Here is a 24,955-nt window from a genome sequence, read left to right on the forward strand (position 1 = left end):
CATTTTATACAAAAGCAACATATATGATTAACTTAAGGATTTAACAGATAATTATAATCTTAAAAGTAGTTCCTTTACCTAGTTCACTCTCTACTAAAATATCTCCTCCATGGGCCTTTATTATATCTCTAGCTATAGCCATTCCTAATCCTGAGCCTTCATGTTTTTTACCAGTATTAGTTCCTCTATAATATCTAGTAAATATATATTTTAGTTCTTCATTGCTAATCCCTTTCCCATTATCTTTTATGGTTATATGGGCTTGATTATTTTTATTTTCAATCTTTACTTGTACATTTACATTTTCATCATTATGAACAATAGCATTGTGTATTATGTTATTTATTGCTCTTTTAAATAAAATTACATCTATTTTCTTGTCTATATTTTTTATATCGCTTATAAATTCAATATTCCTGTTACTGTTTTCAGGAATATTTAGTATATCAATTACTACGCCCTTTATAACTTTTACAATATTACATTTTTCTAGATTGAGGGTTATGTTTTTGTTTTTTAATCTAGCACTTAAATTAAAATCATCAACTAACTCTTTTATGTATATGGACTTTTGTTCAATTATTTCAGAGTATTCCTTAATTTCTTCATTAGTAAAGTCATATTCACTATTCAATAGTTCTGCATATCCTTTTATAGAAGCTAGAGGAGTTTTTATATCGTGAGAAATATTAGCAAACCATTCTTCCCTCATACGATCTAAATTCATTCTCTCTATTTTATTTTCTTGTAGGATGAAAGCTAAATTATTCATATTAGAATATACTTCCTTATACAAACCATGTTCCTCATAATGAGTCCTATAATCTCCATTATATAAATTGCGTATACCTTCAATAATAACCTTGACAGGTTTTGTTAGCTTTTCACTAAAATATAATCCAAATATTAGGGCTATTATTAAATCTATTCCTAATAATAAAACAAAAATGCTACCAATAATAGTTTTAAATTGCTGTTTATTATATGTAATTACATTTTTTCCAACTGTTTGATATGGGAATCCTACTAGATAACTATACTGATATCCGTTTATTACCTTTTCACCCACAAATACAGAGGATGGGTTTGCATATTTATAATTATGAATAAGCTCTATTGGTGTATATTTAGTAGGAACAGTTTTCACTTTTTTGTAACTATAAATTTCAGTACTATCCTTATCTAATATTTGTATCCATGCTTTATTTTGATCTAAGGATTTTTTTCCATTTTCAGTAATAAAGATTTGTCCATTATTTATTTGTATATTTTCATTAAAATCTCTAACGTATTCCTCTGGTTTCAGATAATCTGTATTTTGCATATTATAAAAAAACAAATCCATATTATTAGAGCTAGAAATAAAAAACAATAGTATAACTATTGAATTTATAAAAATAACAATTGTTACTATCAAAACTATACTAATAATAAAGCTAGATGTAAGTTTCCATTTCATGTCTATTTATCCTCTGGTACAAGCTTATACCCCAACCCCTTTACAGTAACTAAAAATTTAGGATTAGAGGGATCCTCTTCAATTTTCTTCCTAATCTTCCTTATATGAACCATTATAGTATTATCGTAGCCTATGTATTCATCTCCCCAGACTGCATCACACAATTGTTCCTTACTTACAATCTGATTTTTATGTTTAGCTAAATACTCTAAAATTCTATACTCTTTAGGCTTTAACTCTATCACCTTATTATTTTTTAAAAATTCAACTTTTTTTGTATCCATTATAAATGGACCAAATTTTAATATAGTATTATCTGAAGACTCTATTTGATATTCGCTTCTTCTTAAATGTGCCTTCACCCTATATGCCAATTCTTTTGGACTAAATGGTTTAGTGATATAATCATCTCCACCAATGGCAAATCCCAATATTTTATCCAACTCTTCAGATTTAGCCGATAAAAATAATATTGGTACTTTGGATGTGCTTCTAATTGTGCTGCATATTTCATAGCCTTCAGAGTCTGGAAGCATTATATCTAATATAATTAAATCTGGCAAAATTTCATTGAAAAGTCTTAAGCCTTCATTTCCAGTCTCTGCTGTATATACCTTTGTAAATCCCTCTTTTATTAAAACAGTATGTATTAATTTCAAAAGATCTTTTTCGTCATCTATTATTAAAATCTTTTTATTTAATATATTTTCCATACTATACCTCTTTTCTTAAGCTTAACTTAAATATAAAATATAAATTATTTATCCTAGGCTACTATAATGTTTATCCTAAATAGCTATATTTAATCTAAAGCTAATTATATAATAATTCTAAAAATCTACATAATCAAATATAAATCTTAGTTTAAACTTGCATTTTATATTACAAAATATCCTTTTAAGTATATACTTAAAAGGATATTTTTATTTTTTATTACATAAACCCTAAATTTACAACTCTATTATTTATTAGAGCTATAAAGTTGAAATTATATAAAGTATATATATATGAACTGGATAGAATATATAAAATAAATATTTCATTCCTCTACCCTTTTGCCCGTTGTATAGATATAATAACGGAGCTGCAAATACCATCATCCACTGAAAATTATCGTACAATATTCCTTGTATACTAAGTTGGCCAGTAAACATAATTGCTAAAGAAATTATTGCATATATTAACAATTGTTTCTTTCTATTTTTCCTTAATAAATACATTACTATACCTATAAGTAAAAACAGAGGGCCTCCTTCAATAAATAGAGGATTAGGAATAAAAAGTACTAAATGTCCTAGAATCTGCACACTTAATAGAGTTTCTATATTCATAATTATTAATATTCCTAAAGCTACTGGTAAAATAAACAGTGCTATTCCTAAAGTAATTTTTAATATATTTTTCTCTTTTATAGCTCTAATTATAAAATCTACTATACATAAATATATAGTAATCATAAATAATGTGCTAAATATATTAGCTGTTAGTGCTATATTATTTGCTGAGGGAAAATATTTTGGTACTATTAAATTTCCTAAGTTCATAACAAAGGAACCTATAAATAATCTAAGCATATATTTCTTTTTGTTACTTGTATGATAATACCCCTCCACAGTCATAAATATAAATATTGGTGCTACTATCCTTCCTATCCATTTAAATTGAATTGGCATATTATCTAAAAAGCTATACAGATGATCAAATACCATCAATATTAATCCTATCATTTTTAATTGAAATCCTGTAAGTCCTTTTTTATCCATAATTATCCTCCTGTAAATTAATCTTTAAGCATATTATAAAAGGACAATTTTAACTCCTTATTACTTTAACCTTAAATAAACCTTAACTATTATGAGTTTTGTTCATATTCTAAAAAATAAAGTTGCTCTTAAACTCTAATATGAGTTTAAGAGCAACTTTTTATACAGATAAGCAAAGACTTAGTTGAGATGGAGTCTTAGAATTGTTAGCTATCGGATAAAAGTTTTACCTAATTTCAAATTGATAATAATAGTATTTATCTTCTAATTCTAATCTCTCCATATTGAAAGTTATATATTAGTATGCTTTAGCTAAATATACCATATGTTTTGCTTCTTTACCACAGAATGCACAAGTATGGCCTAAGTCCTCCTGCTCAAATGGGATACATCTTATAGTAACACCAGTTTCAGCTTTAATATGTTCTTCACATTCTCTTTCTCCACACCACATGGCTTTAACAAAGCCAGGTTTTATATCCATAACTTCCTTCATTTCATCAAAACTTTTTACTATATAGGTTTTTTCATCCCTCATTTTTTTAGCTTTATATAGCAAGTTGTTATTAATATCTCTTAGTAGATTATCTACCGCTTCCTCTAGATTATCTAGAGAAACAGCTTCTTTTTCTAATTCATCTCTTCTAAATAACATGGCTTGATTTTTTTCGATATCTTTTGGTCCGATTTCTATTCTTATTGGAACACCCTTCATTTCCCATTCATTAAACTTCCAACCTGGAGAGTAATTATCACGATCATCTAGCTCAACTCTAAACTTGCCTTTTAACTGACTAAATAGTTCATTAGCTTTATCTAACACACCTTCCTTGTGGGATGCTATTGGAACTATAACAACCTGAACAGGAGCTACCCCTGGAGGTAATACAAGTCCCCTATTATCCCCATGAACCATAATGATTCCACCGATTAACCTTGTAGAAACACCCCAAGATGTATGATAAGGATGTTTAAGATCCCCATTTCTATCTGAGTAAGTAATATCAAAAGCTGTTGTAAAGTGTTGACCTAAGTTGTGTGAAGTACCGGCTTGAAGTGCTTTACCGTCATGCATTAAAGCTTCCATTGTATAAGTAGCATATGCTCCAGCAAATTTTTCCTTCTCACTCTTTTGTCCCACAACAACTGGCATGGCTAATAATTCTTCTGCAGTTTCTTTATAAATATTTAACATTTGCAAAGTTTCTTCTTGTGCGTCTTCATAGGTTTCGTGTAGAGTATGTCCTTCCTGCCATAAAAATTCTGATGTTCTAAGGAATGGTCTCGTGCTCTTTTCCCAACGAACAACTGAACACCATTGGTTATATAAAAATGGTAAATCTCTATAGGACTTTAACCATCTTGAATACATTTCACAAATAATAGTTTCTGATGTCGGTCTAACACAAAGTCTTTCTGCTAGTTCTTCATCTCCCCCATGAGTAACCCATGCCACTTCAGGAGCAAATCCTTCTACGTGCTCGGCTTCCTTCTTTAGTAAACTTTCTGGAATAAGTAGCGGAAAATAACAGTTTTTATGTCCTGTTTCTTTAAATCTGTTATCCATATACTTTTGAATGTTTTCCCAGATAGCGTAACCATAGTGCTTAATAACCATAAAGCCTTTAACTGGTGAGTAATCAACTAAGTCTGTTTTCTTAATTACATCTGTATACCATTGTGCAAAGTCTACCTCCATTGGGGTAATTTCTTCAACAAATTGTTTATCTTTTTTTGACATACTTATATCTCCTTCCTAATATTATTCATTTCAAAAACAAAAATCTCCCATCTCTATACAACAATAGAGACGAGAGATTATATTTCACCCGCGGTACCACTCTAATTAACCTAAAAAGGTTCTCTTAATCGTATAACGGCACGAACCGAAAGGACCTACTTATTTTCAATCCTTCACTCAAGGATGGGTTCAAAAACTAAAGCTTAAAAACCTTCCACCAACGGTTTTCTCTCTGTAAAGCATCGCTTTTTACTATTTCCTATCATAGATTTGTAATTATTTTATTATATTCTTCTTAATAGAATAGCCAATTATTCATATAATGTCAATATTTTTCTAACACATAGAAAATTATGTACTAAAAAAATGTTAATAAGTTATAATTTCCATAATCTATTTCAACAAAATTAAAATTTAGACCTCCTAAAGGAAGATTTTGTTATCTACTAAGATCTAAAAATAACAGATTCTTTATTAAACATGTATTTCATAAATAGAAGTGATGCCACTACCAATAGGATAGAAATACCAAATGTAGTCGCAATATGAAGTGGGTTAATAATATCCACCAATACTTCCTTCATTAGCAACACAGCATTAAGTAGTGGTACGAAAAACATGCTATTTGGTAAGGTACGAATATCCATAAACATAGTTAAATACGCAGGAACCATTAGCACAATTGTAACAGGACTTAAGTAAGTACCTGCTTCCTTGTAAGATTTAGCAAACACGCTTATAGAAAGCATTAACCCACTTAACATCATAGCTATAAGTAAGGATGTAACTACCAAAATTAACATAGGCAGCGGAGAAATGCGAACTTCTAAAGGCATTACATTTGGAGCTATTTTAGCTGCTGCAAGAACACCAATTAACGAAGTAATTGTCCCTAGTACAGAAGCTAACAGTACAGTTAAGTATTTACCAGTTAGTATAGAAAGTCTATCAGCACCACTTGCCAATAAAGGTTCTAAAGACATCCTCTCTTTTTCTCCTGCTCCTAGATCTATTGCCGCTGGCATACCACCTACCACAGGATACATCATTAAGAAAAATGGAAGCAAAAATGTTATCATCATTAAAGCTGTAGCATCTCCCTTAGATTCCTGTCCCTCGGGTACATAGGCTTCTCTATTTATAATGGTAGGTTGAAGAATCTTTGGATCAACGCCTATATCTGCTAGTCTTTCAAGTCTAACCTCTTCATTATATTTATTAATAATTCCTTCTACAATAGATGTAGCCATGCTGGATTCATTACTTACCTCATCGAATATTATTTTAATATCTCCAGGTACTTTCTCATTTATTTTACTCTGAAAATTTTCTCCTATTTGTATTATCGCTTTAATATCTCCCTTTTGTAAAGCTTCATAGGGATTATCAACATCAACTACTTTAAGTCCTACTCCACTTTTCAGATATTGGATAATATCTGCCTCTTGCTCATTTGTTTCAATAAAAACAACAATATCATTTTGTAAGTTTTTCTCTATCTTACTTACGCCCATATTCATAAAGAAAAATAAGAGTGGAAAAATTAACATAGGTATTAACACACTTGCAATCCAGGTTCGTTTATCTCTAAAAATATCTTTAACTTCTTTTTTAAAAACAAGCCCTATATGTTTACTATTCATTTGTTCCACCTACCAATTCTACAAATAAGTCTTCTAAATTTTTATTATACTTTATTTTAAGCTCTTCTATTGACCCCTCTTCTATTATATTACCTTTATGTATAATGGCTACACGCTCACATAATTTTTCGACCTCTACCATAGAGTGGGATGAAAATATTACAGTCTTACCTTCCTTTCTACACTCTTCAATAAAACTATGTATAGTTCTAGCAGCTGTAACATCTAATCCAGAAGTAGGTTCATCGAATAACATAATAGGCGGATTATGCACAATAGAACGTGCAATAGCTACCTTTTGCTTCATACCCTTAGAAAATTTACCTACCCTTCTGTCTATATACTCTTCCATATCTAGTATCTTTGTTAAATAGTCTATTCTTTCCTTAATTTCTTCCTTAGATATGTCATTTAATTCAGCATAGTAAGCAATATTCTCTCTAGCAGTAAGTCTGTCATATAAACCGCTTTCACCACCGAATAAAATACCAATTTCCCTTCTTACAGCTTGTTGATTTTTCAAGATATCATGACCACTTAAAATTGCAGTACCCTTAGTAGGTTTTAGCATAGTTGCTAAAATACGTAAAGTTGTAGTTTTACCCGCACCATTTTCACCTAAAAGCCCTAGCACCTCTCCCTTTGGTACCTTAAAGCTTATACCTTTAAGTGCGTGTACATCTTTAAAAGACTTTGTAAGACCTTTTACTTCAATCATTCAATCACCCTATTCCGATTTTTTTATAATACTAGCTATCGAGTTAGCAGCTATACCGTCTCCTACACCTACAAAACCTAGTCCCTCTGTAGTTGTAGCCTTAATGTTTACCCTATCTACTTCAATATTTAAAGCTAGTGCAATATTATTTCTCATTTCCTCAATATGAGGAGACATTTTAGGTTTTTGTGCAATAATGGTAGCATCTAAGTTATTAACTACATAACCTTTACTTTCTATTAATATTGCAACATATCGTAAAAGATCTAGGCTATTTGCCCCTTTATATTTGTCATCAGTATCCGGAAAATGTTTTCCTATATCTCCTAAGGCTGCCGCTCCCAATATAGCATCCTTAATAGCATGGAGCAGTACATCTGCATCAGAATGCCCCAATAGTCCCTTTTCATAAGGAATATCCACGCCCCCAATTATTAATTTTCTATCCTCTACTAATTTATGTACATCATATCCTATTCCTACCCTCATTTTATCCTTCAACCTTTCTATTTTTTAAAATTCCTTCACCTAATATTAAATCCTCTGGTGTTGTAATTTTTATATTTTCATAGCTTCCCTTTATAATCTTTACAGTATAGCCTAGTCTTTCAATAATCATAGCATCATCAGTAGCCTCTATATTGCTATTTTGCAATTTTTCATAGGCATTCATTACCAATTGATATTTAAAAGCCTGCGGCGTTTGAACAGCCCATAGAGTTTCTCTATTGGGAGTATTTACTACATCCATGCTTTCATTTGATACTTTAATAGTATCCTTTACGGGCACAGCAGCAATACAAGCACCAGTTTTATTTGCTACTTCTATACCTTCTTCTATAATATTATTAGTGATAAAAGGCCTAGCTCCATCGTGAATCAATACAATATTGCAATTATTATCTATAGCTCTCAGTCCATTGTAAACAGAATCTTGACGCCGCTCTCCTCCTTCTACAATACTAATAACCTTTTTAAAATTATATTTTTCTATAATAATTTGTTTAACTAAATCAACTTCACCCTTGCCTACAACTAAAATTATTTCATCTATCAAACTACTATCTTCAAAAACCTCTATAGTATGAGCAACTATTGGTTTGTTGCCTAAAAGTATGTACTGTTTATTATATTCTCTTCCCATACGGCGTCCTTTTCCTGCTGCTACAATAATAGCACTAGTTTTTAAAATCTCTTCCATCTCCCTTTATATATACTTTGTTTTATTTCCATTCGCACTTAAATTTTAAAACATAGTTTTAAAAATTTCAAGTGCTCAAATATTGCCAAGCTCCTGTTTCTTAGAAGCTCTCCGCAATCAGAAATTTTTCTCTTTATTATATGATAAAAGCCTCCTTACTTTCTTAGTAAGAAGGCTATATTTATTATTAGAATTTAAAATTCCATATTAGTTAAGTTTTTATTCTATGCTGATTTATCAACTAATGCCTTTGGTTTTGCAAAAATCATACGACCAGCTGCTGTTTGCAATACACTAGTTACTAATACATCTATAGTTTGGCCTATATATTTTTTACCACTTTCTACAACTATCATTGTACCATCGTCTAAGTAAGCTAACCCTTGGCCAGATTCCTTACCATCCTTCACTACCTGCACAAGCATTTCCTCCCCAGGCAGTACTACAGGTTTTACCGCATTAGCTAGCTCATTAATATTCAGTACTGGCACACCTTGAAACTCAGCTACCTTATTTAAATTATAATCATTAGTTATAACCTTGCCATCTAATACTTGAGCAAGCTTTAATAATTTAGAGTCTACTTCTGCAATATCTGGAAAATCCTTTTCGTACATTTTTACTTCAATATCTAATTCTTTTTGAATCATATTTAAAATATCTAATCCTCTTCTTCCACGATTACGCTTTAATGCATCAGATGAATCAGCTATATGTCTTAACTCTTCTAATACAAAGCCTGGAATTATTAACGGTCCCTCTACAAATCCAGTTCTACAAATATCAGCAATTCTACCATCAATAATTACACTAGTGTCTAAAACCTTAGGGCATCCTTGATTCTCTTTTTTAGCGTTACGTTCTTTTAATAAATTTCTCTTAAACACAGCTTGAATATTAGGTAGTTCTCCCATTTTCTTAGTTGCAATCTTTATACCAAGATAACCCATAAATATATAGATTAAAGTAGACAAAATAGAGCTAAATATAGGAACAGGCATAATACTAGTAATTAAGTTGGTAATTAAATAAGAAATTATAAGTCCAGTTATTAATCCTATAGAGCCTGAAACAATGTCTACAGTAGGAACCTTAGAGAGTTCCCTCTCTATCCAATTAGCAGTGTTTCTACCCTGATTAATCAACCAAGGAGATAAAATAAATAACATACTACCACTTGTTAATGAAGCAATTATAATTCCTATTATATAACTTTTAAAATCATTGGTGATATCCACCAAAGCCATAGCATTAACGATATACATATATAATGCAAGACCCGTTACGGCACCGAGTGTTGTCAAAATTCCTCGGATTATTTTATTTATCATTAAACCACCTCCTATTTATCCATTATGCCCCATTTTATTGTTTCTAAAAGCAAATATGATAAATACTTAAATAATTTTTATAAACTAATAGGAAACTTCTTTTGTATATATCTTCCAAAATGAAGTTTCCATAGATACATTCAATGAAATTACAACTACTAAGTTGAGTTTTCTACAAAGCTGTATCTGGCACAGTTTGTTGTAAGATAACTGATTCAACAAGATTAGACGCTTCTTCCTCTGATACTTCAGCCACAAGAACAATTTCACTAATTAAAATTTGTCTTGCATTACTAAGCATCTTTCTCTCTCCTGTAGATAGTCCTTTTTCCTTATCCATTAATGTTAAATTTCTTACAACTTCCGCTATTTCATAAACATCTCCAGTTTTAATCAAGTCCATATTAGCTCGATATCTACGATTCCAGTTTTGATGCATTTTAGTTGTATCAGAAGCTAATACATCTAGCACATTTTCAATTTCCTCAGAATCAATTACCTTTCTAATGCCTATATCATCTATCTGATCTAAAGGAATCATTACCTTCATATCTCCAATAGGCATTCTCATTATATAATACTTTCTTCTTTCACCTAAGATTTCTCTCTCTTCAATAGACTCTATCACACCAGCACCATGCATAGGATAGACAACTTTTTCTCCAATGTTAAACATATTTGACCCTCCCAGAAAATGGTGATTTGTTATCTATTATAGTATACATTATATAGTCAAATATGTCAACTAAAATGTTAATTTTATCATATGAGTTATTAGTTGTCAAATACTTTTTAAGATTTTTTTAAGATATTTTTAATATATTTAAGTTTCACATTTAAATATATATTTTTCTTCTACAACATTGACAAATACAAGCATCTAAAAGTATAATTAAGTTAAAATTCGTCTGATGCTATCGCATCGACTTATGGTGCACTTAAAATTTACTCTAGATTTCAAAGTGCTTAAAATAATTCTAACCTACTACTTCTTTAAAATACTCAATAGTTAAAATTCATACTTTACTTAAACAATAAAAAGACTTTAGGAGTTGACTTTATGGAACAATTTTCTTTTAACCAATTTCAAGATCAAGTGGATGAAGTATTAATAAGACACAAAAGTATTTTAGATATTTTAAGTAAGCTTCAAGAAAGTAGTGCCAAAGTTAATCGAGCGGTGGCAAAATCTGTAACTCACTGTGGTTGTATTCAAATTCATAGTCAAAAACAAGGAATACCAGAAGATATTTCATATTCAGAATTAAAGAATTATATGTCAAATCATGTAGAAGGCTATTTATGTGATATTTGCAAAGAGAAGATAGAGGAAGAGATATCTACTACCATATTCTATATTACAGCACTGTGTAATTCATTTAACATAAACATAGATGATATGTTAGAAAACTATGCCTCTCAAGTAAAAGCATTAGGAAAATATGGACTACTATAATTGTAAATATTAGGGGATGAAGAATTTCTTCATCCCCTTTTCCTATATATGCCTGTCTAAAAGTACCTGTTCTTGTAATCTCCTTAGTCCTTCTTTTATAGCTCTAGCTCTAACCTCTCCGATACCTTCAACATCATCTAATTGATCTGTAGACGCCTTAAGTATCTTTTGAAAACTGGCGAATTGCTTTAATAAATTATCAATTACTGCTAAAGGAAGTCTCGGTATTTTATTTAAAATTCTATATCCTCTAGGAGACACTGAAATATCTAATGCATTAACATTAGAACCATATCCTAATATTTTTGCTATTGAGGATAAATCCAACAATTCTTCTGAAGATAATCCATGTATCATCTTATGAATATTGCCCTCTTCAGTTTCTAAGTTAAGATTATAATCCTTAATTACGTGTTTACCGTCCTCTACAACATTAGCTACTAGCTCTTCCATCTGCATATTTACTAGCCTACCTTCATTACCTAGCTCATAAATATACTTCTCTATTTCATGTACTATCTTTATAACCATTTCTGTTCTCTGTATTACAGTAGTTACATCATATACAGTAACTAAATCTTCAAACTCTAAAGCACTTAAATTTATCATAGCTTGATCCAATACAGATTTATATTTTTCAAGGGTTTGAATAGCCTGATTAGCTTTAGTCAAAATTTTATTAGTATCCTGCACAATATACTTACTATACCCTCTATACAAAGTTATAATATGTCGCCTCTGAGAAATCGAAATAACCACTTGTCCAGTTGCCTTTGCCACCCTTTCAGCTGTTCTATGGCGTGTGCCTGTCTCTGCTGAAAAAATTGATGGATCTGTCATTATTTGCGTATTAGCATATAGAATTTTTTTACTATCACTACTTAAAACAATAGCTCCGTCCATTTTACATAGCTCATATAGATAGGCGGGAGAAAAATCTACATTTATAGCAAAGCCTCCATCTATCATACTTCTTACTTCTTCACTATCACCAACAACTATAAGTGCACCGGTTTTCGCCTTTAATACATTTTCTAAGCCTTCCCTTAAATGGGTTCCGGGGGCTACCATCTTAATGGCTTCAAATAACTGGGCTTCTTCAATTCGTGATTCTTTCAAAATTTACGCCTCCCTTACAACCTATTAATAGCTATAATCAATATTTTCCCTACGATTAATAATTTTAACATTATTTTCCCAATTAATCTACAAATTCTGTCATATAAATGCAATATTATCTAATTTCCTACTCAGTTCCTATTTTCAAAAACAATTATGACAATAGATTACCTATGATAATAATTCTAAAGCATCTCTTAATGTATTTACGCCCTTATATTTCATAATATTCCCATCAAATCTAAACTTATTTTTATCAGGTATTATAGCAGTTATGAATCCCATTTTTTCAGCTTCTTTCATCATTTTTTCTAGCTGACTAATAGGTCTTAGCTCTCCTGTTAAGCTTATTTCTCCCATAGCAATCATTTCCTTTGATGGAATAGATACACCTCTCATACTAGAGTAAATGGCCATAGCAACACCTAAATCTGCAGAGGTTCCTTCGAGTTTTAATCCTCCCACTACATTCACATAAATATCTTGATTCATTAAAGGTAGGCCTATTTTCTTTTCTAAAACCGCAATAATTAAATTTAATCTATTTAGATCAATTCCTACAGCAGTTCGCCTTGGAAAACCTGCATTAGTAGGAGCTACCAATGCTTGTATTTCCACTAAAAGTGGTCTAGTGCCTTCAACCGTTGCAACTACAATAGCACCTTCCGCCTCTGGAGTTAATGATTCTAAAAATATAGCTGAAGGATTACTAACTTCAACTAACCCCTCTTCCCTCATTTCAAAAACACCGATTTCACTAGTAGTACCAAATCTGTTTTTTAAAGCCCTTAATATTCTAAACTCTTGAGTTCTTTCTCCTTCAAAATGTAGTACCGTATCAACCATATGCTCTAAAACTCTAGGCCCTGCCAATTCACCTTGCTTTGTAACATGAGCTACTATAAACATAGGAATATTTTTGGATTTACCAATTCTCATTAAATTATTAGCGCACTCCTTAACCTGCGAAACACTCCCAGGGGCAGAAGAAAGATCTTCTTTAAATAATGTTTGTATAGAATCTATAATAACAAAGACGGGCTCGTACTCCTCAATATACTTTTCAATAACATCCACATTTGTTTCTGAAACTATATATAAATTATCAGAAAGAGAGTTTAATCTTTCTCCTCTCATCTTTATTTGCTCCTCAGATTCCTCTCCAGATACATAAAGGGTTTTTCCATAGGTTTCTGCAACAGTGCTACTGGCCTGTAAAATTAAAGTGGATTTACCAATACCTGGTTCTCCAGTTATTAATGTTAGAGATCCTTTTACTAATCCTCCTCCTAAAACTCTATTTAATTCTTTAATCTGAGTATTATATCTTTCATAAGCACCAGATTTGACATCTTTAATAGGCTGAGGTTTAGATTGACTAACTATTGTAGGCGATCGTTTAAATTCCTTTTTACCTCCTACTATCTCTTCCTCCATACTATTCCAGTTACTACACCCCGGACACCTTCCTAACCATTTAGCACTCTCATATCCACATTCTTGACATACAAATTTACTTTTAACCTTCGCCATATGATCACCTACTCCTATTTTCTCTATCCTTATATTGTAACATAAAACTAGGACAGTTAAACTGTCCTAGCAAAAATTGAGAAATGCTATAGGCTTTCTTCCCCCTTTAAATCCCTGTACTTTTTATCATTTATCTCCCAGGCTACAAATGAAAATAATCCACTAACTAGTAAAAAGAATATAGACAGTTTGATATATTCCCTCATTTTAACATTGGTAAAATATACATATATTTATATAATTCTTTATTTTTGTATTAATTCCTTTTATATTAATTAAATTTCTTCATATACTATAGTCATTTAAAAATTTTACAATAAAATAAACCGATCTAGGTTATAATCCTATAATCGGCTTATTTTATCAAGAATAGACACATAGGTCCTCTTCTAATATATTTTTTATATAATCTAATTTTATAAACTTACCTTAGGTCTAATTACAAGCTTATCCCCAGATAAATCAACTAATACGTCGCTGCCTGATTTAATAGTTCCTTTTAATAATTCTTCAGATAGCTTATCTTCTACCATTTTTTGTATTGCCCTTTTTAAAGGTCTTGCACCAAATTGTGCATCAAAACCTTTATCTGCAATAAATACTTTTGCCTCATTACTTATTTCAAGATTAATATTTAAATCTTCTAATCGCTTTCTTAAATCTTCTAGCATTAAGTCTACGATTTCTCCAATATGCTCTCTTTCTAATGCATGGAATACTATAATATCATCTATTCTATTTAAAAACTCTGGCCTAAAGGTTCTTCTAAGTTCTTCCATAATATTTTCTTTCATTTTTTCATATTCATTTTTAGCTAAATCATCTTCACTAACGGTAAAGCCTAAGGTTTTTTGCTTTCTAATAGTATGGGCACCAACGTTGGAAGTCATAATAACTACAGTATTTTTAAAGTCTACTGTTCTTCCTTGAGCATCTGTTAATCGGCCATCATCTAATATTTGTAATAATATATTAAATACATCTGGATGTGCCTTTTCTACCTCATCAAATAATATTACAGAGTATGGTTTTCTTCTAACCTTTTCTGTCAGTTGTCCACCTTCGTCAAAGCCTACATATCCCGGTGGAGATCCTATAAGTCTTGAAACTGTATGTTTTTCCATGTATTCAGACATATCAATACGAATCATAGCATCTTCATCACCAAACATAGACTCTGCCAATGCTTTTGATAATTCTGTTTTTCCTACCCCTGTAGGTCCTAAAAATATAAATGAACCAATTGGTCTTTTAGGATCCTTCAGTCCAACTCGTGCCCTTCTAATCGCCCTTGCAACGGACTTTACTGCTTCTTGTTGTCCTATTACCCTTTTATGAAGGATTTCCTCCATATTAAGTAGTTTTTGAGATTCTTCCTGTTGAAGCTTATTTACAGGTACACCTGTCCAATCAGATACAATATTAGCTATTTCTTCAACAGAAACTGTAGCCTCTTTATCTTTATTTCTCCAAGTATTTTTTCTTTCTTCTAATTCCTGATTTGTTTTCTTTTCTTCGTCTCTTATTTTAGCGGCTCTCTCAAAATCCTGTACACTAATAGCCTCTTCTTTTTCCTTAGAAAGCTGCTCTATTTTTTCCTCTAAGTCCTTTAAATCTGGTGGTGTAGTAACTGTAAATATTCTAACCTTAGATGCAGCTTCATCAATTAAGTCTATAGCTTTATCAGGTAAAAACCGATCTGTAATATATCTTGCAGAAAGTTCTGCGGCTGCTTTTAAAGCTTCGTCGGTAATTTTAACTCCATGATGGGCCTCATATTTATCCCTTAATCCCTCTAGTATTTTAATAGTATCTTCGACTGTTGGCTCATCAACAGTAATAGGTTGGAATCTTCTCTCAAGGGCAGCATCCTTTTCTATATGCTTTCTGTATTCATCTAATGTAGTAGCCCCGATTACTTGTATCTCTCCTCTAGCTAGAGCAGGCTTTAGTATATTAGCTGCATCTATTGCGCCTTCTGCCGCACCTGCACCTATTATCGTATGCATTTCATCTATAAATAATATTACATTAGTTGCTGTACGTAGCTCCTCCATTACCTTTTTTAATCGATCTTCAAACTCTCCACGATACTTAGCTCCAGCCACCATAGATGCTAAGTCTAAAGTAACTACTCTTTTATCTTTTAATAGTTCAGGAACATTACCTTCTACTATTTTTTGCGCTAGTCCCTCGGCTACAGCAGTTTTACCTACTCCAGGTTCTCCAATTAGACAAGGATTATTCTTTGTTCTACGGCTTAGCACTTGTATAACTCTATCTATTTCTTTACTCCTTCCAATTACAGGATCAATTTTTCCTTCACGAGCAAGCTCATTAAGATCTCGACCAAATTGATTTAAAGTAGGTGTATTTTTATTACTATCTACTGAAGGTTTCTTATTGGTTCCAGCAGTTCCACCATTATTTAATAGTTTCAGTACTTCTTCTCTAACATTTTGTAAATTTACTCCTAATTGTATTAGAATTTGAGATGCAATTCCATCTCCTTCTTTTATTAATCCTAGAAGTAAATGTTCTGTACCTACATAGTTATGATTTAAATTTCTAGCCTCTGCAACACTAAGTTCAAAAACCTTTTTAGTCCGTGGAGTATAGCCTAATAACTCTACAGGCTTATTACCCACACCTATTGCGTTTACTACTATCTGCTGTATGCTTTCAATTTCTATACCTAGATTTTTTAGTGCCTTAGCAGCAATACTCTCTTCCTCTTTAATAATTGCTAATAATAAGTGTTCTGTACCTACATAGCTATGCCCCAACTGTTGAGCCACTTGTTGGGAAAGAGTAATAACTCTTTGAGCTCGTTCAGTAAATCTTCCAAACATGGCCATATATAATCCCTCCTAAATTGTTATCATAAACTTTCTCTTACTAATTGTGCCCTTTTTATATCTCTTTCAATACCAGTTAATTCTGACTTAAAATATTTTTGTAAATATCCTGGCTGTATTATTGCAATAAGCTCATTTAATTTTTCTGTAGATACTTCCTTAATTAACTCTAAGTTAACTCCTAATTTTACATCTGAAATCAATTGCATAGCTTCATTAGATGACAGTAGCCTAGCTTGTTTAAGAGTTCCATAGGACCTAAATACCTTATCCTCCAATTCAATACTTTTTGTTTTTAACAAGTTCTCCCTAGCTGTCCTTTCATTTTGAATAATCTGGAGAGTAACATTCTGAAGATTATTAACTAGTTCCTCTTCAGATGCTCCTAATGTCACTTGATTAGAAATTTGATAAATATTTCCTAGGTATTGTGTACCTTCGCCATAGATACCTCTAACCGCAAGGCCTATTTTACTAGCAATATGAAAAACACCGTTAATATATCCGATTAAGCTAAGCGCAGGCAAATGAACCATAACAGAAGCTCTAATTCCAGTGCCTACATTAGTAGGACAGGAAGTTAAATATCCTAATTGTTCATCGAAGGTATATTTAATATTTTCCTCCAATAAATCATCTATTTTATCTCCTATATCCAGACACTTATCTAACTGCAACCCTGGCAAAAGACATTGAATACGAATATGATCCTCTTCATTTATCATAATACTAATTGTTTCTTCTTTATTAATTAGTACTGCTCCACCTAAAGTATTTCTAGCTAATGCAGGGCTAATTAAATGCTTTTCAACATAGTTTAATCTATCTACTACGTCACTTTCTTTCATCTTAATTAGACTAAAATCGTTTTTAAGGGATAAATTACCACTGCTTATAGTTGTATATACCTTATCTATAATATTTTGAGACTTCTCTTCATTTAAATAGTGTGGAAATGGTATTGACTCTATATTACGAGCCATGCGAATTCTACTACTAATAACTATATCTGATTCTGGTCCAATTCCTTTTAGCCATTTAGGCATATTAACACCCCCTACATCCTATCAATTTCACCTTCAAGGCGTCTAATATCATCTCTTATCTTTGCTGCCTCTTCAAACTCCTCTTGCACCACTAACTGTTGTAATTTGTCTTTTAAGCTTTTTAATTCATTCCTCAACCTAATAGAAGCACCTGATCTTTTAGGAACTTTACCAACATGAACAGTGTTACCTTGTATCCTTCTAATTAAAGGGGTAAGCATGTCACTAAAAGTCTCATAACATATATTACACCCTAATCGTCCAGTTTCTTTAAAATCATTATATGTAGATCCGCACTGCGGACATTTTTTATTTTGTTTATATGTAATATTTACACTTGGAGCTGTATTCCCTTCTAATAGGCTTGCTAAAAAACTGTGTATTGAGAAATTATTTTCAAAACTTGATATTTCCTTTTTCTTTGCACATTCCTCACATAAGTTTATTTCTTCTTTTTTACCATTTATAAACTTAGTCATATGTACCGTTGAATCCTTACTCTTACATTCTTCACAAATCATTTTATTTTCCCTCCTATCTATTAAAAAAGCCTCCAAAACTTGGGTCTCATATTATACTTTATATTAAAATTTTTATAATATTATAATTAATCTTATACTTATCTACAAGTATGCTATATTACAATAATTCCACAATTTGATTAAATTTAAACAAATAACTAAATTAATTACTAAATTTCAAAGCTTATCTCTTTTTATCACTTTATACCCTACATCTATAAATTTAATACATAATTTAGTTCAAAAAAAATATATTAGACTATGGACATATTATCAGCAGTAGGTAAATCCTTGTAATGCCTTAAAATTAAAACTAAAGAATTTGTTAATAATTCCTCTTTAAGCAAGGTATTTTTAGAATTTTTTAAAAATAAAGAGGATTTTTAATAAATATATAGAATGTTTTTATTAATCTAAAATCTATTACACAAATAGCGAGGAGGAAGGGACATGAAAGGGTATCAAGCTGACCACATTAGAAACATTGCTTTTTTAGGACATGGAGGTTGTGGTAAAACAACATTGGCAGAAGCAGTTCTATATTCGGCAAAATTGACTAATCGTATGGGCAGAGTTGAAGATGGAAATACAATTTCTGATTTTGATAAAGAAGAAGCTTCAAGAAGTATATCCATTAGTACATCCATTATCCCTATAGAATGGCAGAATTATAAAATTAACCTTCTAGACACCCCTGGATATTTTGACTTTATTGGAGAAGTGCAAAGTGCATTAAAAGCCGCTGGTGGAACAGTTATTTTAGTAGATGCCACAAGTGGAGTAGAAGTAGGAACAGAAAAAGCCTGGGACCTTATTGCAGATAGTAAAAAGCCTACTTTTATATTTATTAATAAGATGGATCGTGAAAATGCTAACTTTGATAAGGTATTAAATGATTTAAGAGAAAAGTTTGGCAAAAAAATTGCTCCATTTCAAATTCCCCTTGGAGAAAATGAAAACTTTGTAGGCAATATTAACGTTGTAAAAATGATAGCTAGGGAATATAACGGGAAGGATTGTATAGAAAAGCCTATTCCAGAAGCACTATTGCCTCAAGCAGAATCAATTCGAGAGCTATTATTAGAATCAGTTGCTGAAAGTGATGAATCCTTATTAGAAAAATACTTTTCAGGCGAAGTCTTTACCAAACAAGAAATACATGACGGACTTAGAAAAGGTGTTATTAACGGTGATATAGTTCCAGTTCTTTGTGGAGCCTCTATGAAAAATATAGGCACTCATACCTTACTAGATATGTTAATAGATTACTCTCCATCACCTATGGATATGCCTTCAAAGAAGGGAACAAATCCTTATACAGACCAAATCGTAGAACGCACTCTAGAACCAAATCAGCCTTTCTCTGCACAAGTGTTTAAAACAGTTGTCGATCCCTATGTAGGTAAAATCTCTATTTTAAAAGTCATTTCAGGAAAACTTACATCAGATACTGAAGTATTAAATTCAAATAAAGATGAAAAAGAAAAAATTGCTTCCTTATTTTTATTAAGAGGAAAAAATCAAATTGATATAAAAGAAATTTCAGCTGGGGATATTGTAGCTGTTGCTAAACTTCAGCATACAAGTACTGGAGATACTTTATGTAGTGTTAACCATCCAGTTGTGTTTAGTAATATAGATTTTGTTAAACCACAACTTGCTTTAAGTGTTGAACCAAAAGCAAAAGGTGATGAAGAAAAAATAAGTTCTGGACTTCAGCGTCTATCAGAAGAAGATCCTTCTTTCTTATTTGAAAGAAATCCTGAAACTAAACAAACTCTTATATTTGGTCAAGGAGAGTTACACATTAAAATCATTACAAGTAAACTTAAAAATAAGTTTGGAGTAGATGTTGAGCTTAAAGATCCTAAAGTACCTTACCGTGAAACAATTAAGGGTAAATCAGATGTTCAAGGAAAACATAAAAAACAATCTGGAGGCCATGGACAATATGGAGATGTCAAAATTCGTTTTGAACCTGCTGCTAATGACTTCGAGTTTGCAGAAGAAATATTTGGAGGATCTGTTCCTAAGTCTTATATACCAGCAGTAGAAAAAGGACTAAAAGATTGCTTAGAAGCAGGAGTACTTGCTGGTTATCCTGTAGTAAACCTTAAAGCTACACTGTATGATGGATCATATCATGACGTAGATTCATCCGAAATGGCATTTAAAATTGCTGCATCATTAGCTTTCAAAAAAGGTATGGAATCAGCTAAACCTGTATTACTGGAACCTATTGTAAAAGTGAGTGTTATTGTTCCTGAAGAATATATGGGAGATGTAATGGGAGATTTAAACAAACGTAGAGGTAGAATTTTAGGCATGGAGCCACAACCAAAGGGAATGCAATTAATAATTGCAGAAGCTCCTCAATCTGAAATGTTTAAATATGCTACCGACTTAAGATCAATGACTCAAGCAAGAGGTAGCTTCACAATGGAATTTACACGCTATGAAGAAGTGCCTCAAATGATTAGTGAAAAAGTAGTAGATGCTGCTAGGGCCGCTAAATAGAAAATAAGCATGTGCAAATATTTGCACATGCTTATTTTTTATCTTACTGGACAAATACCGTTTTCACAGCCATCATCGCCAATATCTAAATCCATTTCCTGTTTTTCGTATTTGCTAATTAGTGAAGGTATGAAAGGCTTCATTTTACTAATTCTTTCCTTATACTCCTCTTCGTCGATTGCTTCGTATGGTAATAGTTGATAAAAATTATCTTCTAAAGCCAAAAATGAAAGTGCAACAACATCATCCCAATTATTCCATATCCACTCTTCTACTTCTTCCCATTCGTGATTTCTTACATGAACAGTTATAGAGCAATTATGATCTACATAATTCTCCATAAATAGCTTGTAATTTTCTAGCTGCTCTATTGCAGAAATATCATACTTAGTTTTACCTATTGGTGCTTTAACGGGGAATTCTACAACCTTAGTAGAACATGTCTCCCAATCTTGCCCTACCTCAGGATAAACCGGATATTCTAACTCCTCACATACCTTTACTAACGGATCATGAGAACTAACTCTTATTCTTCTTATATAATAAGGAGAATGAGAATAATGAACACCACTAGATACAGTAGGTAATTGACTTAATGTCCCTTCAGGCTTTACAGTGGTGACCAATAGTGGTGGATTTTGTCCAATTTCTCTAGCATATAAATCCACTTCAACTCGTGCTGATTTTCTTAATATCTTAAGTAATTCAGCTTGTTTTTCCCTTGTCATAGATGTAGCATTAACCATGTCTTGCCATCCTGTCATAGAACAACCAACTAGCTTATCCCTTTGCTGTACTTGATCCCAATGTGATAGTTCTAACTCTACGCAGGTCATTCTATAACCTGCTCTTACAGATAATCTTTGGGCTTCTTTAATACCTTCTAAATCTAATGTTCCGTCCTCTTTTACAAAGGCTAAAACATTAATGGTAGTTAAGTTACATAATCCTTGAGAATCTAACAGAATCTCTCCACATGGATTTACTCCATTCATATTAGGTCTACGCTTTGCTGCAGCTTCTGAATTAACCCATCCAGGCTCACCAGAATAACGCATCTGCTGTATTTGCCAATGAAGTTTTTCACGAGTTGGTTTTTTTGTATAATAAATTGAGTTATTACTCATCTGCCTATGTATAATTTTTTCATCAACTATCCATTGACCATCTATCTGCTTGTATAGGTTAGATTTAGCCTCAATACATTGTTGATCGTCAGCATCAATTAAAATCATTTCAGCAGTACGCCTAACTCCACCTACAACAACATTTTCTCCGATAATATTAGCGATATCTAAGCAATCGATTGGTCTAAGTTTTACTTTACCAGAACCATTTATTTTTTTATTATTTTTAATTACTTTATCTATTTTATAGAACATATTTTTAAGACTTGAATGTCCGCTAGCAGTACCTCCAAAGGATTTTAATTTTGCTCCTTTCGGTCTAACGTGATCATAATCTACAATAATTGTTTTAATATTTCTATATTCATTGCTATACAGCAATTTAAAGAAGAAATCTAAAGATTGTATCCAGCCTTCTTTACTATCTCCTACTGTTATTTTAACTGTATTATTATATGAAAACTGAAGACTTGTATTATCTTCTCTTCCATTTGATGGTATAGGACTGTAATCCTTATGTATAATTTCATAATCTGTTCTTATTTTAGGTAGATTTTTTACATCATCCTTTAAAACTCTAGCCCCTACCCCTGAACCAATCATTAACAGGTAAAAAAGATCTCTAAAGGCTTCAAAACTATCAATAACTAAAAAAGAACAGTTGTAATTTGACATAGGATAGTTCTGAGCAACAGAAGTTCCACCTACCCAAAATGTTCTTCCAGATAAAAATTGTCTAAGGTTATAAACATTGTCAAATAACCTCTCTGCCTCTTCTCTTCTAGTGGGTACTAAACTACAATTATATTCAACTGCCCTTCTAACGGTTTCCCACCAGTACTCTCTTCTACCTTCCTCTGGTAGCCATCTAGAATATGTACGGTAATATACAAAGTTTCCTAATTGATTTAACGGCGAAAGTTGATGCTTATATTTGCTAATAAATTCATCAGTTAATAATTTTTCATCGGAGTTTTTTTGCATGGTTCTAACCTTAGCTCTTTCATTTCTATAAATAATATATCGTTTAGCAACATCTTTTCTGTCTGAAGACATTAGCATCATTTCTACAATATCTTGTATCTCCTCCACATGAATAGGCTCGGACTCACTTTTAATCTTTTCTTCAATTTCTGATGTAATCTTTGCACTCAAGTTTTCATCAATACCTATCTTTGTTTCTGCCATAGCTTTGTTGATTGCATTGGTAATTTTAGCTGAGTTAAACTTAACTAATCTGCCATCTCGTTTTATCACGTGTATCATAAAACTCCTCCTTGCTAATGTGTAAAATAGCAACAAAAAGCACCAAATAAACTACATATGGTACTTCTTTTTGTTAATATATACTAAATATTGTAGCACCAGTAATGCTTAAAGTCAAAATACATATCACCACTGTAGCTCTTTTTTAGCCCATTTTTTATATGTTATTTAGAAATATATATGTTTATCTTACTTTCTTACTTAATATAAAAATTCCTCTGATGCTATGACATCTACTCATAGTGCACTCAATTTAAAAGCTTAAGCTTTTAAATTTCAAGTGCTTAAAATATCACAGGCCTTCTAATTTTTTAAAAGCTTTCAATAATTAAGAAATCTATACTTTTCTAAGCAATCAAAAAGGCAGCACAGCTGCCTTTTTGAACCTAATTTCTTTTCATTATTATATTAGTAATTTCTTTTATAGTATCTTTAATGTACTCTCCCTTACGGTACTTACGTTTTGCCACAATAATCTCTACCTGATTTCCCTTGTTTACAATTTCTTTAACTATCTTTGGAGTTTCAATAAATACTCCTATTTCTTCAAATCTATCATTTAGTACAACAAAGGTTGGGATTTTATGTTTTCCACTTATTTTGTAATTATCCATGTAATTTTCATTACCTTCTCTAGGTAAAATACTGAATGTGATGTTTGGATTAATATCATTTAATTTTTTTATAGCGGGTAAATTGATAATACAGTCGGGACACCATAATTCTGCAAAGGCCAGTAGATATATTGGCTTATCTATTGACTGAATTTTACTAATCAATTCTTCGTCAAGTTCAATTCCATTATATACTTCTAGTAACTTCTCTATATTCGCATCTTGACCATTAGGAGCGAATACTTCGAAAGACATGCCTGATTCAAATAATTGTTGAAATATCATTTTCATACCCCCTAGTATTTCTCCACAATTCTATGTTACTATTATACCATTATTCAGTTTTAAATTTAAGATACTTATGTTATATTTTATAGAGAATGTTGTATCCTTATTTTGCCATGTGTTATGTTAACTACTATACATTAGTCTCTTTATATATTCTATTGAAGGATTCTTATTGATATTCTTATAAAAATAAAAAAGTTGTCTAATGCTATCGCATAAACTCCTGTCCCACTTATAATTTTAAAATTAAGTTTAAAAGCCACAAGTGATCAAAATATTACTAATCAATTTGTTCTTTAAAAACCATTAATAATTAAAGAACTTATACATTTTTAGACAATAAAAAAACACAGCTACATAAATTGTAACTGTGTTCTTAAATATATCGCAGCGACCTACTCTCCCAGGCAGCTTCCCGCCAAGTACCATCAGCGCTGAAGGGCTTAACTACTGTGTTCGGTATGGGAACAGGTGTGACCCCTTCGCTATTGCCACGATATTTTTGAAAATCAAGTTGTTTTTCAACTGGATTTTAATCATACCACTTTAATAAGTAATATGTCAAGAGATTTTTTTCGCAGTTTTGCACTCTAAATTTGTTTACTCCCTTGCGGTCATACAAATTTGATGCTCATTGCGTTTGACCTACCTACAATTTATTTCATAAATCGGGTTAGGTCATAATAATTCCCTCAAAACTATACAATGTTAGAATATATTGGTCAAGCCCTCGACCTATTAGTACCTATCAGCT

At 31.5% G+C, this 24,955-nt stretch carries 19 protein-coding genes, 1 rRNA gene and 1 other annotated feature; of the genes, 2 read left to right on the plus strand and 18 right to left on the minus strand.

Translation table 11 applies throughout. The features are described 5' to 3' along the window. Positions 1 to 40: 40 nt before the first annotated feature. The 10 genes from KQI88_RS17210 to KQI88_RS17255 all read right to left on the minus strand — a co-directional run bounded on the left by KQI88_RS17210 (position 41) and on the right by KQI88_RS17255 (position 10,532). Positions 41 to 1,459, minus strand: coding sequence for a sensor histidine kinase (locus KQI88_RS17210; RefSeq protein ID WP_216419486.1), 1,419 nt, complete (start codon positions 1,457 to 1,459; stop codon positions 41 to 43). A gap of 2 nt (positions 1,460 to 1,461) precedes the next feature. Then, positions 1,462 to 2,172, minus strand: a complete 711-nt coding sequence (locus tag KQI88_RS17215) for a response regulator transcription factor (protein ID WP_216419488.1) — start codon at positions 2,170 to 2,172, stop codon at positions 1,462 to 1,464. Between the two features lie 261 nt (positions 2,173 to 2,433). Further along, positions 2,434 to 3,222, minus strand: coding sequence for a TraX family protein (locus tag KQI88_RS17220; RefSeq protein WP_216419490.1), 789 nt, complete (start codon positions 3,220 to 3,222; stop codon positions 2,434 to 2,436). 298 nt (positions 3,223 to 3,520) lie between these two features. Then, positions 3,521 to 4,963: a proline--tRNA ligase gene (proS, locus tag KQI88_RS17225; RefSeq protein WP_216419492.1), complete on the minus strand. Its 1,443-nt coding sequence runs from the start codon at positions 4,961 to 4,963 to the stop codon at positions 3,521 to 3,523. A 62-nt stretch (positions 4,964 to 5,025) separates the two neighbouring features. Further along, positions 5,026 to 5,238 (minus strand) — a binding site (T-box leader). A 171-nt stretch (positions 5,239 to 5,409) separates the two neighbouring features. Further along, the gene (locus KQI88_RS17230; protein ID WP_216419494.1) at positions 5,410 to 6,606 is read right to left on the minus strand and encodes an ABC transporter permease; all 1,197 of its coding nucleotides are present in this window, start codon (positions 6,604 to 6,606) and stop codon (positions 5,410 to 5,412) included. Further along, positions 6,599 to 7,324 carry an ABC transporter ATP-binding protein gene (locus tag KQI88_RS17235; RefSeq protein ID WP_216419496.1) on the minus strand — a complete coding sequence of 242 codons (726 nt, stop codon included), beginning with the start codon at positions 7,322 to 7,324 and terminating at the stop codon, positions 6,599 to 6,601. Before KQI88_RS17235 ends, KQI88_RS17230 begins: the two co-directional genes overlap by 8 nt. 9 nt (positions 7,325 to 7,333) lie before the next feature. Continuing rightward, on the minus strand, positions 7,334 to 7,813 hold the full coding sequence (ispF, locus tag KQI88_RS17240) for a 2-C-methyl-D-erythritol 2,4-cyclodiphosphate synthase (RefSeq protein WP_216419498.1): 480 nt from the start codon (positions 7,811 to 7,813) through the stop codon (positions 7,334 to 7,336). A gap of 1 nt (position 7,814) precedes the next feature. Continuing rightward, complete coding sequence (ispD, locus tag KQI88_RS17245; RefSeq protein WP_216419500.1) at positions 7,815 to 8,525, minus strand: 2-C-methyl-D-erythritol 4-phosphate cytidylyltransferase; 711 nt, start codon at positions 8,523 to 8,525, stop codon at positions 7,815 to 7,817. A 224-nt stretch (positions 8,526 to 8,749) separates the two neighbouring features. Continuing rightward, positions 8,750 to 9,856, minus strand: a complete 1,107-nt coding sequence (locus KQI88_RS17250; RefSeq protein WP_216419502.1) for a PIN/TRAM domain-containing protein — start codon at positions 9,854 to 9,856, stop codon at positions 8,750 to 8,752. Positions 9,857 to 10,028: 172 nt separating this feature from the next. Beyond that, a complete protein-coding gene (locus KQI88_RS17255; protein WP_216419504.1) occupies positions 10,029 to 10,532 on the minus strand; it encodes a CarD family transcriptional regulator in 504 nt (167 codons plus the stop codon). A gap of 384 nt (positions 10,533 to 10,916) precedes the next feature. On the opposite strand from KQI88_RS17255, the gene KQI88_RS17260 reads away from it, so the two are divergent. Beyond that, complete coding sequence (locus KQI88_RS17260; protein WP_216419506.1) at positions 10,917 to 11,312, plus strand: nucleoside triphosphate pyrophosphohydrolase family protein; 396 nt, start codon at positions 10,917 to 10,919, stop codon at positions 11,310 to 11,312. A 42-nt stretch (positions 11,313 to 11,354) separates the two neighbouring features. Here the strand turns inward: KQI88_RS17260 and disA are convergent, their stop codons facing one another. The 5 genes from disA to KQI88_RS17285 form a co-directional block, all read right to left on the minus strand. Next, positions 11,355 to 12,431: a DNA integrity scanning diadenylate cyclase DisA gene (gene disA, locus KQI88_RS17265; RefSeq protein WP_216419508.1), complete on the minus strand. Its 1,077-nt coding sequence runs from the start codon at positions 12,429 to 12,431 to the stop codon at positions 11,355 to 11,357. Positions 12,432 to 12,602: 171 nt separating this feature from the next. Continuing rightward, positions 12,603 to 13,964 (minus strand): DNA repair protein RadA, encoded by a 1,362-nt coding sequence (gene radA / locus KQI88_RS17270; RefSeq protein ID WP_216419510.1) that lies wholly within the window; start codon positions 13,962 to 13,964, stop codon positions 12,603 to 12,605. A gap of 416 nt (positions 13,965 to 14,380) precedes the next feature. Continuing rightward, positions 14,381 to 16,822, minus strand: coding sequence for an ATP-dependent Clp protease ATP-binding subunit (locus KQI88_RS17275; protein WP_330656263.1), 2,442 nt, complete (start codon positions 16,820 to 16,822; stop codon positions 14,381 to 14,383). Between the two features lie 23 nt (positions 16,823 to 16,845). Then, on the minus strand, positions 16,846 to 17,868 hold the full coding sequence (locus KQI88_RS17280) for a protein arginine kinase (RefSeq protein WP_216419512.1): 1,023 nt from the start codon (positions 17,866 to 17,868) through the stop codon (positions 16,846 to 16,848). A gap of 11 nt (positions 17,869 to 17,879) precedes the next feature. Further along, positions 17,880 to 18,389, minus strand: coding sequence for a UvrB/UvrC motif-containing protein (locus tag KQI88_RS17285; RefSeq protein ID WP_216419514.1), 510 nt, complete (start codon positions 18,387 to 18,389; stop codon positions 17,880 to 17,882). Between the two features lie 450 nt (positions 18,390 to 18,839). Here KQI88_RS17285 and fusA point away from each other — a divergent pair, with 450 nt between their 5' ends. Continuing rightward, on the plus strand, positions 18,840 to 20,906 hold the full coding sequence (gene fusA, locus KQI88_RS17290; protein ID WP_216419515.1) for an elongation factor G: 2,067 nt from the start codon (positions 18,840 to 18,842) through the stop codon (positions 20,904 to 20,906). A 38-nt stretch (positions 20,907 to 20,944) separates the two neighbouring features. Here the strand turns inward: fusA and nrdJ are convergent, their stop codons facing one another. The 3 genes from nrdJ to rrf all read right to left on the minus strand — a co-directional run bounded on the left by nrdJ (position 20,945) and on the right by rrf (position 24,700). Then, positions 20,945 to 23,299 carry a ribonucleoside-triphosphate reductase, adenosylcobalamin-dependent gene (nrdJ, locus tag KQI88_RS17295; RefSeq protein WP_216419517.1) on the minus strand — a complete coding sequence of 785 codons (2,355 nt, stop codon included), beginning with the start codon at positions 23,297 to 23,299 and terminating at the stop codon, positions 20,945 to 20,947. Between the two features lie 386 nt (positions 23,300 to 23,685). Next, positions 23,686 to 24,198 carry a thioredoxin family protein gene (locus KQI88_RS17300; RefSeq protein ID WP_216419519.1) on the minus strand — a complete coding sequence of 171 codons (513 nt, stop codon included), beginning with the start codon at positions 24,196 to 24,198 and terminating at the stop codon, positions 23,686 to 23,688. Between the two features lie 385 nt (positions 24,199 to 24,583). Continuing rightward, positions 24,584 to 24,700 (minus strand): 5S ribosomal RNA (gene rrf / locus KQI88_RS17305). Between the last annotated feature and the right edge of the window lie 255 nt (positions 24,701 to 24,955).

Source organism: Alkaliphilus flagellatus (genome assembly GCF_018919215.1).
In the GTDB taxonomy this organism is placed as follows: domain Bacteria; phylum Bacillota; class Clostridia; order Peptostreptococcales; family Natronincolaceae; genus Alkaliphilus_B; species Alkaliphilus_B flagellatus.

What these genes read in the sequence shown, in the direction of transcription:
- radA (WP_216419510.1), bottom strand. Translation starts at nt 13,964, where the DNA reads ATGGCGAAGGTTAAAAGTAAATTTGTATGTCAAGAATGTGGATATGAG.
- KQI88_RS17220 (WP_216419490.1), bottom strand. Translation starts at nt 3,222, where the DNA reads ATGGATAAAAAAGGACTTACAGGATTTCAATTAAAAATGATAGGATTA.
- KQI88_RS17275 (WP_330656263.1), bottom strand. Translation starts at nt 16,822, where the DNA reads ATGGCCATGTTTGGAAGATTTACTGAACGAGCTCAAAGAGTTATTACT.
- proS (WP_216419492.1), bottom strand. Translation starts at nt 4,963, where the DNA reads ATGTCAAAAAAAGATAAACAATTTGTTGAAGAAATTACCCCAATGGAG.
- KQI88_RS17260 (WP_216419506.1), top strand. Translation starts at nt 10,917, where the DNA reads ATGGAACAATTTTCTTTTAACCAATTTCAAGATCAAGTGGATGAAGTA.
- KQI88_RS17255 (WP_216419504.1), bottom strand. Translation starts at nt 10,532, where the DNA reads ATGTTTAACATTGGAGAAAAAGTTGTCTATCCTATGCATGGTGCTGGT.
- KQI88_RS17250 (WP_216419502.1), bottom strand. Translation starts at nt 9,856, where the DNA reads ATGATAAATAAAATAATCCGAGGAATTTTGACAACACTCGGTGCCGTA.
- KQI88_RS17215 (WP_216419488.1), bottom strand. Translation starts at nt 2,172, where the DNA reads ATGGAAAATATATTAAATAAAAAGATTTTAATAATAGATGACGAAAAA.
- KQI88_RS17235 (WP_216419496.1), bottom strand. Translation starts at nt 7,324, where the DNA reads ATGATTGAAGTAAAAGGTCTTACAAAGTCTTTTAAAGATGTACACGCA.
- nrdJ (WP_216419517.1), bottom strand. Translation starts at nt 23,299, where the DNA reads ATGATACACGTGATAAAACGAGATGGCAGATTAGTTAAGTTTAACTCA.
- KQI88_RS17285 (WP_216419514.1), bottom strand. Translation starts at nt 18,389, where the DNA reads ATGATTTGTGAAGAATGTAAGAGTAAGGATTCAACGGTACATATGACT.
- ispF (WP_216419498.1), bottom strand. Translation starts at nt 7,813, where the DNA reads ATGAGGGTAGGAATAGGATATGATGTACATAAATTAGTAGAGGATAGA.
- KQI88_RS17230 (WP_216419494.1), bottom strand. Translation starts at nt 6,606, where the DNA reads ATGAATAGTAAACATATAGGGCTTGTTTTTAAAAAAGAAGTTAAAGAT.
- KQI88_RS17210 (WP_216419486.1), bottom strand. Translation starts at nt 1,459, where the DNA reads ATGAAATGGAAACTTACATCTAGCTTTATTATTAGTATAGTTTTGATA.
- fusA (WP_216419515.1), top strand. Translation starts at nt 18,840, where the DNA reads ATGAAAGGGTATCAAGCTGACCACATTAGAAACATTGCTTTTTTAGGA.
- KQI88_RS17280 (WP_216419512.1), bottom strand. Translation starts at nt 17,868, where the DNA reads ATGCCTAAATGGCTAAAAGGAATTGGACCAGAATCAGATATAGTTATT.
- KQI88_RS17300 (WP_216419519.1), bottom strand. Translation starts at nt 24,198, where the DNA reads ATGATATTTCAACAATTATTTGAATCAGGCATGTCTTTCGAAGTATTC.
- ispD (WP_216419500.1), bottom strand. Translation starts at nt 8,525, where the DNA reads ATGGAAGAGATTTTAAAAACTAGTGCTATTATTGTAGCAGCAGGAAAA.